At 39.2% G+C, this 14,708-nt stretch carries 10 protein-coding genes; 2 read left to right on the top strand and 8 right to left on the bottom strand.

The window, feature by feature from the left end:
- Positions 1 to 14 precede the first annotated feature (14 nt).
- The 8 genes from J0A69_RS08515 to J0A69_RS08480 form a co-directional block, all read right to left on the bottom strand.
- Positions 15 to 1,532: a SusD/RagB family nutrient-binding outer membrane lipoprotein gene (locus tag J0A69_RS08515; protein WP_206586136.1), complete on the bottom strand. Its 1,518-nt coding sequence runs from the start codon at positions 1,530 to 1,532 to the stop codon at positions 15 to 17.
- Positions 1,533 to 1,543: 11 nt separating this feature from the next.
- Positions 1,544 to 5,074 carry a SusC/RagA family TonB-linked outer membrane protein gene (locus J0A69_RS08510; protein ID WP_236032754.1) on the bottom strand — a complete coding sequence of 1,177 codons (3,531 nt, stop codon included), beginning with the start codon at positions 5,072 to 5,074 and terminating at the stop codon, positions 1,544 to 1,546.
- 43 nt (positions 5,075 to 5,117) lie between these two features.
- Positions 5,118 to 6,125: a FecR family protein gene (locus J0A69_RS08505; protein WP_206586135.1), complete on the bottom strand. Its 1,008-nt coding sequence runs from the start codon at positions 6,123 to 6,125 to the stop codon at positions 5,118 to 5,120.
- A gap of 132 nt (positions 6,126 to 6,257) precedes the next feature.
- Complete coding sequence (locus J0A69_RS08500; RefSeq protein WP_206586134.1) at positions 6,258 to 6,863, bottom strand: RNA polymerase sigma factor; 606 nt, start codon at positions 6,861 to 6,863, stop codon at positions 6,258 to 6,260.
- 109 nt (positions 6,864 to 6,972) lie between these two features.
- Positions 6,973 to 8,112 (bottom strand): DUF819 family protein, encoded by a 1,140-nt coding sequence (locus J0A69_RS08495; protein ID WP_206586133.1) that lies wholly within the window; start codon positions 8,110 to 8,112, stop codon positions 6,973 to 6,975.
- Positions 8,113 to 8,200: 88 nt separating this feature from the next.
- Positions 8,201 to 9,289, bottom strand: coding sequence for a DegT/DnrJ/EryC1/StrS family aminotransferase (locus tag J0A69_RS08490; RefSeq protein WP_206586132.1), 1,089 nt, complete (start codon positions 9,287 to 9,289; stop codon positions 8,201 to 8,203).
- Positions 9,270 to 10,559, bottom strand: coding sequence for a glycosyltransferase family 4 protein (locus J0A69_RS08485; protein ID WP_206586131.1), 1,290 nt, complete (start codon positions 10,557 to 10,559; stop codon positions 9,270 to 9,272). The genes J0A69_RS08490 and J0A69_RS08485 overlap by 20 nt, the downstream gene beginning before the upstream one ends.
- Positions 10,560 to 10,673: 114 nt before the next feature.
- Positions 10,674 to 12,128: an NADP-dependent isocitrate dehydrogenase gene (locus tag J0A69_RS08480; RefSeq protein WP_206586130.1), complete on the bottom strand. Its 1,455-nt coding sequence runs from the start codon at positions 12,126 to 12,128 to the stop codon at positions 10,674 to 10,676.
- Between the two features lie 211 nt (positions 12,129 to 12,339).
- Here J0A69_RS08480 and J0A69_RS08475 point away from each other — a divergent pair, with 211 nt between their 5' ends.
- Complete coding sequence (locus J0A69_RS08475) at positions 12,340 to 13,125, top strand: enoyl-CoA hydratase/isomerase family protein (RefSeq protein ID WP_206586129.1); 786 nt, start codon at positions 12,340 to 12,342, stop codon at positions 13,123 to 13,125.
- 15 nt (positions 13,126 to 13,140) lie between these two features.
- Positions 13,141 to 14,643, top strand: a complete 1,503-nt coding sequence (locus J0A69_RS08470) for a lipopolysaccharide biosynthesis protein (protein ID WP_206586128.1) — start codon at positions 13,141 to 13,143, stop codon at positions 14,641 to 14,643.
- Positions 14,644 to 14,708: the final 65 nt, after the last annotated feature.

Below are 14,708 nucleotides of genomic sequence, written 5' to 3'. Positions count from 1 at the left end.
AGCCCTGCAGAAAACTATTTGTCCCACCAAACTTTGGTTGCTAGGTTGTCAGGTCCTTGTGAAGAGATCGCAGCACTAACATTTTCTGAATTTACAGAAATTTCGGAATTAGGATAGGTCAAACGGTTGATGAAATCCACTTCTTTTCCGGGGAATGGATTTGTATTAAGCACTGGAAAACCAGATCTTCTGAAATTCGCAAATGCCTCAGGACCATTCAAAAAGGAAGAAACCCAATATTGAGTATTGATTTGCTCCAAAGCCATAGAAGCGTCGAATGGATTTTCAGCAAGGTATGCATCCACTGCAGTGGGAGCAATGGCTGATCCTGGATCAACTGTTCCCAATTGGTCCATATGAGCTCTAATTCCTGCATTGTAGTAGGATTCAACGGTTCCTGAAGTAATCCAACCTCTTTGTCTGGCTTCTGCTAAAAGCAAATTGGTCTGAGAAGCTGTTACCAAGAAGTTTGGCGCAGTATTTTTCGCCAGTCTTCTTCTATCAGCTTGCGCAAATTCATAAAAGCTCGCCAAACCTTCATCGGATGCAGCTTTTACAGCTCCAGCATTGTCATTACCCATCGGCATACCTACATGCACAGAAGCATCATAAGTACCATTGGCAGGTGTTTGCTCCGGACCGGATTTAGCACCTACATAGGTAATCGCAATGGCAGAAAGTCGAGGGTCATTTTTACTTCTCAAGTAATTCACAAAAGGAGCAGTCAAATAGAAATTGGAAGCTTCTGTGGAATTCAAAAGGTTACCAATCGTATTTGTATAGTTCGGGTCATGTCGAATAACAGCATTTTGACTATTGGCAGTGATAACTCCGCCCTGGAAAGCTGTCTGAACAACCTGCTGAGCTTTAGCAGCATCTACTTCACTCAGTCTCATCCCTGCTCTAAGCAAGAGAGAATAACCGAAGCTTTTCCATTTATTGATGTCTCCGGCATATAAAATATCAGCCGACTCTACTCTTCCTGCTGTATTCAAAGCTGCTGTAGCCTCAGAAAGCTCTTTTATTAGATCTTCATAAATGGCTTGCTGAGAATCATAGACTGGAAGATATATCTGTTGAGAATATCCCTGACCTCCTTCGAAATAAGGAATGCTACCATAATCATCAGTCAAAACCATAAAGGCGAAAGCCTGAATGATTCTGGTCATATGCAACAGGTTGGCACGCTCAGGTTGGTCTTGTATTCTGTTAATTACATCCCGAGTGTTTTTTATCACATTTCGGTAGTAACCTTGCCAAAGTTCCTGAGTTGCGTTTCTGTTATCCTGATTGTAATTGGCACCAGTCAAAACCCCGGAGTTCGGAGATATAATCTGCTGAACAATACCGATGTCATAAATCAAACTACCATTGGGATAAGCACAACCCACTATTGCCTGATTTAATTGGAATGCGGGATCAATTGAAGTCGCAGAAACTTTATTGGTATTGAGCTCATCGAAATTGCTGTCACAGGAAGTTGCGAATGCGACCGCTGCGAAAATTGCTATATTTAAAATTATCTTTTTCATGTCTTTAGAGCTTAAAATTTAACATTTAGATTAAATCCTATTCCTCTAGTAGATGGTAATCCAGTGGATTCCATTCCCACCAAGTTATCTGAGGAATATCCAAAAGACTCCGGATCTATATTATCCACCCATTTCTTAAGCATGAGTACATTGTTCGCTACAAAATTGAGCTTGACAGACTTGAAAGGTTGATTTGCAGGTAAGTGCTTCGTGAAATCATAGCCCAGCGTGATTTGCCGCAGCTTCCAATATCCACCATCAAAAATTACCGGCTCGACTAAAGCTTGGGAACGCACCACTTCCCAATAGGATTGAACTGGAGCAACTGCAGTATTGATTTCTCCTGCTTCATTGACTCCATCTCCTACTACCCCACCTTCTCTTCCTTCCAATGTCATTTTGTGCAACCCATGACGGACGGCATTGAAGTTAGTACCGGAAAGCATGATGTTCCCTAGCTTAAAGTCTATCAAGAATGAAAGCATCACCCCTTTGTAATTGAACGAGTTGGTAAAACCACCCACCCAATTAGGCAAAGCACTTCCATAATTGATTAGGTCAGGAGTTCTGAGAGGAATCCCATTTGCTCCAAAAATCTTTCTTCCTTGTGCATCTCTTCTATAACCAAAACCAGCAACCTGTCCCATTTCCATTCCTACGATTTGTCTCAATTCACCGTTGAAAACGTGGGTTCCTACAGTGATTCTTTCACCTGGTGTATCAGTCAACAAGCTCAAAACTTCGGTGACATTATAGGCTGCATTCATTGAAGATTCCCAAGTAAAATCCTTGGTCTCTACAGGAACCAGCGTCAATAACATTTCCACTCCTTTGTTTTCACTTTTGCCACTGTTAATGGAAGTATTGACAAAGCCAGAAGCATCAGAGATCTGAGCACTAACGATCTGATCTGTTGTGATTTTTCTGTAAAGCGCCATGTCCAAACTTACTCGGCTTTGGAACATGCTCAATTCAAAACCAATTTCAGCCTCGCCAATTCTCATCGGTCTCAAATCCGGGTTTGGAAGGTTAGTACCATTCGGTCCACCAACAGGCTGACCACCAAACAGATTATTGTTTATTCCATAGAAAAGCACATTTGAATAAGCTCCCACGTCGGCGTCACTACCCACTTCAGCATAGGCTGCTCTTACCTTTCCAAAATTCAACCAACCCGTTGTATTTAGATTTTCGTGGAATACCCAACTGGCTGAAACAGATGGATATAAAATGCTTCTATTTGCTTTTGAAAGCGTGGAGAACCAGTCGTTTCTAACTGTACCTGTCAAGAAAAACTTATCCAGATATGAAAATTCCGCCGATCCATACAATGAGTTTACAGCCCGCTCATTCAAATCATAAATCGGATCTTTTGCTCGACCATTTTGTACGGTATAAAGTCCTCTAACTACAAAGTCTGTTACTTGAACACTATTGAGATCAGACCTTCTCTGCATGTGGTTTCCACCGAAGTTCGCATTCACACCCAAGTCACCGAATTTCTTGTTTGCATTGATCAAGAAGTCAGTGTTGATTTCTCTGAATCTTCTTTGCTCCTGCGTGTAGACACCGTTTACGAAACCAGCTGGCGCAGGAGCTCTTGATGCTTGGCCTGTTGGGAAGTTGTTATAATCCTGATCTCTACTCCAGTAATCCTGACCGACTCTACCTTGGACAAATAGCCAATCAGTCAGCTGGTATTTCACTGCTACGTTTCCAAAAATCCTATCTCTCCTGATATTTTGGAATTGATCAGAAAGTGTGAAATAAGGATTGGTTCTGTTTCTAAATCTTGAATAAACAGCTTCGTTTCCATTGGCATCATATCGATTGTCTCTGAGGACATCTAAAGGCATAGAATTGGCCATATTGTATAAAGCCACAGGAATGGTATTGTCTTGCTGACCAATGTTTGGCGGGTTTTTATTAACCTCATTGGAATAGTTGAAATTACCTCTGAAACTGAACTTTGGACTTAAATTATAGGCAAATCCAAGGTTGATTGTTTTTCTATTAAAGGTGTTGTTTGGTACAATCCCTTTACTTGTCAAATCTGAAAATGACAAGCTCATTCCACCTTTATCACTGGAAGTGGCAAGTGTCACCGAATTAGTCACATTTTGCCCATTTCTAAAGAAAGTCTTGATGCGGTCTCTTACAGGCTCATAAGGAACAGAAACTCCATCAAATAGAACTTGAGTCATTCCAGGCTGAAACTTCTCACCAAAAGACCATTGTCCAGATGTTGGGTTAGGAGTGGTAGGTCTCACACCTTGTTCTCCCTGTCCATATTCATATTGATAATCAGTAAAGTCCAGAGGAGCCTCATTGGTGTAGTTCAAATTGTAAGTAACTCCGATTCCTTTCGAATCATTTTTACTTTTAGTAGTAATCATGATTACCCCGTCTTTCGCTCTAGAACCATACAAAGCTGCAGCTGCGGCACCTTTTAGGATGGTCATAGTTTCCACATCATCCGGGTTGATACTTGACAAACCGTCGCCACCATCAGAGGTATTACCACCACCTCTTACACCGATACTACTATCAGATGCGTTGTTTCCAGGATTCGAACCGAAGTTTGTATTATCAATTGGAACCCCGTTTACGACGATAAGTGGGTTGTTTTGACCAGAAATTGAGGATTGACCTCTGATTCTGATTTTTGAAGTACCACCTGGTCCAGAACCTAAAGCGGAAATGCTTACCCCAGCAACTTTACCCTGAAGTGCGTTCATCACATTAGGAGTTCTGTTAATGGATAATTCATCCGAATGGACAGTTGAGGTGGCATAGCCCAAGCTTTTCGCAGATTTCTCAATACCCAAAGCTGTCACAACTACCTCTTCTAGGTTACTTTCATCTACTTCCAACTGAACATCAATCACTGTTCGGTTTCCAACCAAAATTTCTTGGTTATTGTACCCGACAAATGAAAAAACAAGAACAGAGTTTTCATTTTCTACATTGATCGTATAATTCCCTTGAGCATCGGTAACAGTTCCTACAGAAGTACCTTTGAGAAGAATATTTACTCCCGGGAATCCTGCTCCATTTTCATCGGTTACTCTACCTCCAATTTGGACTTGTCTTGCTTTGACTAATTGGGTACTGCTGAAACCCGAATTTTGGGAAGCTACTGGTGCCTCTGTAATCGATTCAGCATTCCTGATTTGATTCAGCTTTGTTTTGTTAATTGGAGTTGATGCTTTTTTCTCTGAAATGATGTAAAAATTTTCACTTGCCTTTTCATAGGCTAATCCAGATTCTTTCAATAAAACCTTCAGCCCTTGCTCAACTGAAGTAAATGAAGCATTCTGTTTCTTAAATCGCTTTGATTGCACCAATTCATCTTTGTAGGCAATCGACACTTTGAATTTTTCTTCTAACTGACTGAGACCTTCTCTAAGGTCTTGGTACTCAGTTTCGGAATGTCCCGAGGCTGAGCTGATGCGCCCAGAAGCCAATAATTCCGTGTTTTGCGAAAACGCATTCCACGAAATCCAGCAACTGAAACACATGAATTGTAGAATCTTTTTCATGGTTACTGGGGTTTAGGTTATTTTGAGAATAAATCATTTTGGGTTATTTAATCAGGTACTTATTTTCTTCTTTGGTTATTTCGATATTGAAAATCATGGAAACTTGTTTCATGAAATTTTCAGCATCTGAAAGCGGCATGGAACCGGATGCAGTAAGTTCTAATACAGCTTCATTTTCTATTTCCACATCCACTCCGTAATTGGTTTTTGCAACATTTAGAATATCCTTCAGGCTTGTTTCATCCAGGTTTAAAACATCATCTTTCCAAGATGTATAGAGCGATGCATTAACTTCCTTCTTCTGAAATTTGCTGTCTTTGAACTGAACCATTTCTCCAGGCTTCATCAGGATTTTTCCCTCCTTTTCTTTCACTGGAAAACTTAGAGAAACCACGCCTGAGTTGAGGACAACTTCAGTTTCATTCGAGCGGTTGTAAACATTAAATTCTGTCCCTAAAACCTCGATTCCAATCCCATTTGAACTCCAGACTTTAAAGGGTTGATGATCTTGCATATGCTTGACTTCAAAAAATGCCTCACCTTCGATCCAAATTTCACGAGCTGCCTCTGATTCCCAGTTATCAATAAAAGTAAGTTTGGAACTGGCATTTAGGATAACAATTGAACTATCAGGTAAAATGATTTTTTGAGTCTCTCCATAGCCGGTCAGGTATTCAATTTCTTTTGGCATCCTAATCCAGAAAAAGGCCAACAAAAGAACCAAAAATGCTGCTGCTGAAGCATAAGGCCAGATTGCCAACCTCCTTTTCGTCTTTTCAACTATTGCAGGCTTTTGAGTTTTTGAGCTGTTTATTCCTTTCCAGATTTCCTTGAATTCCTCTTCTTTTAAAGTGAATTGGGATTTCTCCAATGCTAAAACAGCCTTTTTGGCGTCCTCTAAGATTTCTACTTTGGAGGGATTTTCTTCTTTCCAATGAATCCAAAATTCATCAGCCTCAGGAGACGATTGGATAACCCATTCTTTGAAAAATGGATCCATGATAAAATCCTCAACTGAGAATTCAGAATAATTTGATTTAGGATAATTCAATGCAACGGACTTTAAATACAGCTATAAGAGTATCAGGTCATCCATTTCTCATCACTTTTTTCATTTTTTTTTAAGACAAAAAAAAAATTGCCCTTTAGAGGCATTTAAACGAAGTCCCAAACGGGAAAATGATCATTTTGATTTTCCAATTATGGCTAGCATGGATTGAAGACTTTTGGAAAGTAAGTTGTGAGCTGAAGGAACTGAGATCCCCATCAAACTAGAAATCTCTTGGTAATTCATTTCATTAAAATACCTGAGAACAATTATCTCCCGCTGTCTTTTAGGAATATTGGAAAGGGCAAAATTCATTTTTTCTCTTTTCAAAAAATTTATCTCCTTTAGAATAATCTCCTCCTCTACAAAAGTTTCTGGCTGAAACTGCTCATGCTTATCATCCAAATCAACAAAAAATTTTCTGTCCTTTTCTATACTTTTTATAAGAAGGTTCCTGAAGGATTTCAACAAATAATATTTTACCGAGTCAATTTCCGAAAGTGATTCCTTTCGATTCCAGAGATAAGTAAATAATTCCTGAATGGAATCTTTGCAGAGTTCTCGATTGTGGCAAAGATGCATTCCATAATTAAAAAGTTGCTGAGCATATCGATTATAGAGACTTGAAAATGCAAGATCATTTCCATTCTTAATACTTCTCCAAAGTGCAAGATCATCAGAGGAAGATTTCCTTGAGTCATTTGAACTTTTGAAAAAATTTTGATTAAGACTATCCCTCATAATCGAAATTATATATTACAATTTGACGATTTTAAGGTAGTAAGTTTTAAATTTATTTCAAATACAGATTTTAATTTATTGTAAAACCATTTTTCCCAAATAATAAAAATCACCCTAGGATTCCAGCTATAAAAAATCCAGCATAGGTTCCCAAGGCATTTCCAAGGCTTCCTACTAATACTCCTGGAATCAATAAATCAGGTCGATTCAAGCTTTCTGCCGCTGCCAAAGCAGTTGTGTTTCCCCCTACATTTGCTTGGGAAGCTACAGTAACTACATCCCAATCGATTTTTAACAAACCTCCGAGGCCGTAGATCACTATCCCGTGGATTAATATTAATATGCTTACAAACAATATTAAAGTACCAGCTAAATCTCCAATACCAGAAAGAGTCTTGAAATCACATAAAGTCCCAATGGTGCCAAGGAAAATAAGAATGAGGAAAAAACCGATGGTTTGGGTTCCTTTCACTTTTTGGATAAAAGGAATTTGTGCAAAAATCAATGCAAGGGTTGTCAGCGTAATTATTTCAGGGATCTGTGGAACGTATGAGCTTAACATCTTAGAAAAAGACATAGCTAAAAATGCCATTCCAAAAATCGCCGCTAATGTTGCGATGGAAATAGACTCTTCATTTTTGATTTTTCCTATTTGATCCTTCGGAGGCAATAACTTTTTTCGAGGCATTAATTTTTGAAGGTACTTTGGCAACAATAAAGTGATGATGATCCAAGGGGTACCAATCAGATTATCCACTACAGTTGTAGCAGCAAATAAATCTGCATTCTCATTTACCTGGTAAGAAAGTGCCACGGCATTAAAATTTATACTGCCTCCGATATAGGTGCCAGTATACATCCCGGCTATCGCATTTGCCAAGGGACCGATTTCAACGGCAGGATTTACAATAAACCATGCAACCAAAACTCCGATAATGGTACCTAAAGCGCCTATTCCAAACATTACCAAAATCGGGATCCCAGCATTTTTGATACTCTTCAAATCCACATCTAGCAAGGCAATAAAAATACCCATAGGTGCCAAATACATAAAAACAGCATTGTAAATCGGATGTCCTGCGGTGGCAGTTGGAATGATTCCAATGTTTGAAATCAAGGCACAAACCAAGATTACCAAAATCGGTGAACCAATGGTTCTGCCTGTTTTAAAAGTTGCCAGCCAAACTGAAAATAAGACTGCGAAGCAGAGCATTCCGCTTACATAGATAGGGTCCTCGGTCCAAGTCATTTTTGAAAATAAACAAAAAGACTGGAAGGAGTTTATTTCTTTTTATTCGGATTGGTTTTTATCCTTTTGAAACTTATCCCGAACCGATTTAGGATCGAAAAAAATCTTTGATTTTATCAACGATATATTCAATTTCTATTTGACTTAAATAAGGATTTAAAGGAAGCGACAAGCCATTTGTAGTGAAAGCTCTCGCATTGGAAAAATCACCTTTTGTCAGGTAAGGTTTTAGATCTGGTAGTATAGCAGGATAATGAATTGCCGTTCCAACTCCTTCCCTTTTCAAAAACTCTTTCAGTTGATCCCTGCGGGAAGTTTGGACGACGAATAAATGACAATTGTGTGATTGTTCTTCTGTTCCGGTTGGCAATTTCAGATCCGAAACACCCTTTAATTCACTCTTATAAAAAGCAGCAATTTGCTTTCTGATTTTTTGATGAGTTTCCCATTTTCCCAACATGACATTTAAAAACCCTGCTTGAAGGCTATCTATTCTACTATTTCGTCCAACACCTTCATGTTCATCTCTTTTAATCTGTCCATGATTTAGAAGTAGCCTAAGAAATTTGTTAGTTTCTGTGTTTGAGGTTAGACACATTCCTGCCTCTCCCAATGCTCCAAGGTTTTTCGTGGGATAAAAACTCAAACATCCAACATCACCCCAAGTACCTGCTGCTTTCCCATATTGTTCGGCTCCAAAAGCTTGTGCAGCATCTTCAATAACGTGCAGATTCAACTTGGAAGCTTGATCTACCAAAGTTTCCATTTCCACCATTTGACCATATAGATGAACTGGAATTACCGCTTTGGTTTTTTTAGAAATAGCTTTGGTCCAATCTCCTGCCAGCAGACCCTTTTCGTCTGTATCCCAAAAAATCAGTTTAGCCCCAACCATTAAGACAACTTCGGCTGTTGAAACCCAGGTCAAAGCAGGCACTACTACTTCATCTCCAGGACCAATGCCTAGAGCCCTTAAGGCTAATTCAAGTGCATCTGTCCCATTGGCGCAAGCAATTGCATGTGGCGAATTTAAATAGTCAGAAACAGCTTTCTCAAACAAATCAACCTCTTGACCACCAGAAAACATGCCCTTATCCAAGATTTCTGCAAACTTTGATTTCAAAGCTTCCTTTAACTCCTTATCAATTCTGGATAGATCAAGAAATGGGATTTCCATCTAATAAATGTGCTAGTTGGGTACTTAAATTTTTTCTGGAATAATGGTCAATGGAAGAAACTTGCATCGATAAATCTTCCATTTCAAATAGCTTTCTTAATCTAACTTGAATTTCCACATGGTCAGAGTGGGAAATCGCTGGTTCTGAACCGATATTGACAAGGATCTTAGAAGTGTCTCCTTTAGGATCACCCAAAGCTAAAATCGGTATTTTGGTAGCCAAATATTCAAAGAGTTTACCTGGAATATTGCCCTGTGCATTTTTTGTATTCGTAAGGATCAACACCAAAGCATCCGCCTTTTCATAGAACTCAAAAACCTCTTCATGGGAAATATATCCCGCCATTTTCACATGTTCTTTGAGCCATGAATCATCTTCAATTTGTGCCTGTACCTGATCACTTACTCGACCGACAAAAGTAAAGCTAACCTCTTCTTCCAGTGGTTTAAACTCCTCTTTCATAGCCAATAAAAGTGGCATCGGATTCCGAATTGAATCGATTATTCCAGAATACACCAGATTCAATCTCCTTGATTTTTTTACAGCAGGCTTGAAATCAGTAGGTATATCTGCCAAATCAAAACCATTGGTAAGCAATGAAACCTTTCTTTGTGCCAGTTTCTCCAGGTCTTTTTGAAAAGTCGGTGAGATGGTAGTAACCACGTTTGCTTCTTTCAAAATGGATTGCTCCAACTCGGCGTGCTTTTTCTTCACATATTTTTGCATGGGAAGCTTATCCAAAAACTCCCATTGAGACCATGGATCACGAAAGTCTGCCAACCAAAAGACACCTGTTTTTCTTTTTAAATCGCGACCGATTAGATGCAAACTATGAGGTGGACCTGTTGTGATGATTGCATCATATTGCCCGCTTTTAACCAATTCTGTTAAAAATTTGACGGAAGGTTTTACCCAAAAGATCCTTGGGTCAGGTACCATCAAATTGGCTCGAAGCCAAACAGCTGCTTTTTCTAGCCAGCCTTTTTCTTTTTGTTCCAGAAGTCTTCCAGGATGGGTTTCCTTTTTTCCCCGAAGCTTATCCAAAAGCTGATAGGGCTCCCAAATCGGGAACTTCATTACCTCAAGTTGTGGAGAAATTTCAGCTTCCAAACTTTCATCTTTCAGGTCAAAATCTGGATTTTCAGGCGTAAAAATAACTGGCTCCCAACCTGCTTCTGGCAGGTATTTAGCGAATTTCAACCAGCGTTGCACTCCGCTACCTCCACTTGGTGGCCAATAATAGGTTATAATCAGAACTCTTTTTGACATAATCTTTGACAAGGTACTAAGTAAGATGAATCAAGTCTCAGTCCACAAAATGAAATTTCACAAAAAAAGGGAGTTGGTTTCCCCAACTCCCTAAATTCTATAAGAGATTTAAATTTATTCTCCCTGAGAAAGAGAATATCCTCTTACTCCATCAAAAGAGTAAAGATTTTCTGTTTTAATAAAGTCAAAGCCGCTTGCATCGATTTGATTTAACAATTCTGTCACCAATGAATGTTTGATTGGAGACATTTCCGCATTTTGGAATCTACATCTCCAGTGATCAGTGCAATAGGTTTCTTTCATTCCTCCAGGGAACACTTTTATCCCTCTATTGGTGATCAACTGCAATTGAAGTCCATCAACATTCAGTTGTCTTAATTTTTCTCCCAAAACCTGAGGATCTCTTCCGCTTTCATCCCAATCCAAGAAAACGTCAACTCCAATCAGTTCTTTTTTCTGTTTTGGTCTTTCAGTTACGAAAATATTCATCGGCTCAGTGCTTTCTTTGTCAAAAGAAGCAGGAATCATTTTGGCAGGTACCTGTCCGATTCGATCGATTACTGCCTGAGCAAACTCCTCAGTACCTACTTTTTTGGAGGAAAGTCCTTCCTGATAAATATCACCTGTATGGATTCCATCTTCTAGTGTCTTCATCCAGGCATTGGCTACTTTTTCTGCCACTTCAGGCTGGCCAATGTGCACCAACATCATGATAGCTCCATTCAATAGACCTGATGGGTTAGCGATTCCCATACCGGTAATATCCGGTGCAGAACCGTGAATTGCCTCAAACATAGCCACTTCTTCTCCAACGTTGGCTGATCCGCCTAGCCCAACAGAACCAGTCACCTGAGCTGCCACATCTGAAATAATATCCCCATATAGGTTTAGGGTCACGATAACATCAAACATCTCTGGTCGGTCAGCAATCAATGCAGTTCCGATATCGATGATTTTGTGATCCGTTTGAATGTCTGGATATTCTTTAGCGACTTCGTCGAAAGTTTTATGGAAAAGACCGTCAGCGATCTTCATGATATTATCCTTTGTCATACAAGTCACTTTTTTGCGACCGTATTTTTTAGCGTATTCAAAGGCATATCGAATAATTTTTTCAGAACCAGGCTTAGAAATCAATTTCAAAGACTGACATACTTCCTGAGTTTGTCTATGCTCGATCCCAGCATACAAGTCCTCTTCATTTTCTCTGATGATGACTAAATCAGTTTTTGGGAAATGAGTCTTGATAAATGGAGAAAATGCTTTGCAGGGTCTCACATTGGCATAGAGGCCAAAGGAAGTTCTGGTAGTAACATTCAGTGATTTAAATCCACCACCTTGTGGCGTTGTGATCGGAGCCTTTAAAAAGACTTTTGTTTCTTTTAAAGATTCAAAAGCACTTGGTTCCATTCCTGAGCTGATTCCTTTCAAGTAGACTTGCTCTCCGATTTCTATGACATCGTACTCAAGCTGCGCACCTGCGGCTTCAAGAATTGCCAAAGTTGCTTTCATGATTTCAGGTCCTATCCCGTCACCATAAGCCACTGTAATTTTTCTTTTAGAAGACATATTATAATAGTGGATTTAGTTTATACTGAATTCGCCACAAAAGTAAATAAAAATGGTGGAAGGGCATTTTGGGATGCAATAATTTAAAAAAATCTACGGGAATAAATAAATTTAAGAAAGCAGCTTGACAGCAGAGAGGATTTTTTCTAAGTCTTAAAATTTGTCATTGAATACCCTGCTTGTATATTTGTTTTAAACACATCGACGTTTTATGGCTGAATTCAATAATATTCTGACGGAGGTAAAAGATGGCGTTCTCTATTTGACCGTAAATAGGGAAGATAAGATGAACGCACTGAATTTTGCCACTCTGGAGGAGTTGAAAGCAATTTTTGAGGAAGTTGCTGACAGCAAATCCATCAAAGCAGTTATTATTACAGGTGCTGGCGAAAGAGCATTTGTAGCTGGTGCTGATATCAGCGAGATCGCTTCTTTAAATGAGGTAAATGCGAGGAAATTTGCTGAAAATGGTCAGGAAATTTTCAGCATGATCGAAAACCTTCATAAGCCTGTTATCGCTGTGACGAACGGGTATACTCTCGGTGGAGGTTGCGAATTGGCCATGGCTTGCCATATGCGGGTTGCAACTGCCAATGCGAAATTTGGTCAACCAGAAGTAAACCTGGGAATCATCCCGGGATATGGAGGTACTCAGAGATTGACAATATTGATCGGAAGAGGCAAAGCTCACGAGCTAATGATGACAGGAGATATGATTGATGCTTCAGAAGCAAAGACACTAGGTCTTGTCAATCATGTATTACCGACAAAATCTGATGCAATTGCTAAAGCTGAGGAAATTGTAGAAAAAATTATGAGTAAAGCTCCTTTGGCCATAGGTATGATTATCGATTGTGTCAATGCAGTTTACTTATCAGATGAAAACGGATTCCAGACTGAAGCCAATAGTTTTGCAAGGTGCGTCAAATCAGGTGATTACAAAGAAGGTACTTCTGCATTTCTGGAAAAGAGAAAACCGAATTTCAAAGGAGAGTAAGCTCCTTGTGACTGAATGAGTAATCTTAAAAATTTAGCTGGGCAGACTGCAGTCTACGGACTGAGTAGTATTCTAGGCAGATCAATCAATTTTTTACTGATTATCGTATACACTGCCTATCTCAGCAAAGAAGAAGTCGGTTCTTACACTTCTATTTATGCACTCATAGGTTTTCTGAACATCGTCTTTACCTACGGGATGGAGACTGCATTTTTTCGCTTTGCTACAGGTAAAAACCTAGATCCAAATCGGGTTTATAATTCCACCCAATCCCTCTTACTTACCAGCTCTTTAATTTTAGGATCCTTCCTGTATTTAGGAGCTCCCCTTTTGGCAGATTGGATGGATTACCCTGGCCAAGCCTATTTATTTCGATGGGCAGCCCTCCTGCTTACCTTTGATGCCATTCTTGCAATTCCATTTGCTAAGCTCCGATTGGAAAACAAGGCATTTACTTTTGCAAGTGCCAAGATTCTAAATATTCTGATGAATGTCGGGTTCAATTTGATCCTGATTGTAGCTTTCCCTTACCTGATAAAAGAAGGTGTGATTCCGGATGGATTTCTAGGATACAAGTCTGAGTGGGGAGTGGAATACATTCTTTTGTCAAACCTGTTTGCAAATGGCCTTATCGTTCCCTGGGTTTGGTGGAAGGCGGGAATGTTCCGTTTCCAACTAGATTCTGAAATCATTAAGCCGATGTGGAGTTATTCGATTCCACTTCTTTTTATGGGTTTAGCTGGTGTCACCAACGAACTTATTTCAAGACTATTTTTTGAATACCTTCTTCCGGAGAATTATTTCGCAGGACTTAATGCCAGAGAAGCAGCAGGAGTATTCGGGGCAAATTTCAAACTGGCCATTTTTATGAATCTTGTCATTCAGGCATTCAAATATGCTGCTGAGCCCTTTTTCTTTAAAAAATCATCGGATAAAAATTCGCCCCTGCTATATGCCAATGTAATGCATGCCTTTATCCTTTTTTGCACGATTTTGATGGTTGCCATCTCTGTTAATTTACATTGGATTGGACCATTATTTTTGAGAAAACCCGGCTATGAGGAAGGTTTATTTATAGTCCCAACCCTGTTGATGGGTTATCTTTTCTTGGGGATTTATTTCAACCTTTCTATCTGGTTTAAAATCACGGACAAAACCAATTATAGCTTTTGGATTACTTTGATAGGAGCTATTATTTCAATTTTTGTCATCTGGATCTTTGTGCCTATTTGGGGATATTTTGGAGGTGCTTTGAGCACTTTGAGTTGTTACCTGATTATGTCTATTATCTGCTTTGTCTATGGACAACGCTACTATCCTATTCCCTACCAAACAGGCAAAGCCCTTTTGTATTTAGGAGTGGCCTTCATGATCAGCTACTTTGGTTTTTATCTGGATTTCGGCTCTTTCTTGATGAATTTTCTAACTAAAAACAGTCTGATTCTTTTATACTTAGGATTCATTTGGTTGTTGGAAAAGAATCAATTGAAAGCCTATTTCAGAAAGAAATCTGTCTAATCATAAATTTTTAAACCTTTTTAGGGATCAATTTTCTTGATTTTGCGTTATCCAAAAAATGCCAA

Origin of the sequence: Algoriphagus pacificus (genome assembly GCF_017254845.1) — a bacterium.
GTDB classification, from domain to species: Bacteria; Bacteroidota; Bacteroidia; order Cytophagales; family Cyclobacteriaceae; genus Algoriphagus; species Algoriphagus pacificus.
The sequence above is the reverse complement of the archived record's forward strand: the minus strand, read 5'-3'. Positions and strand labels throughout refer to the sequence as shown.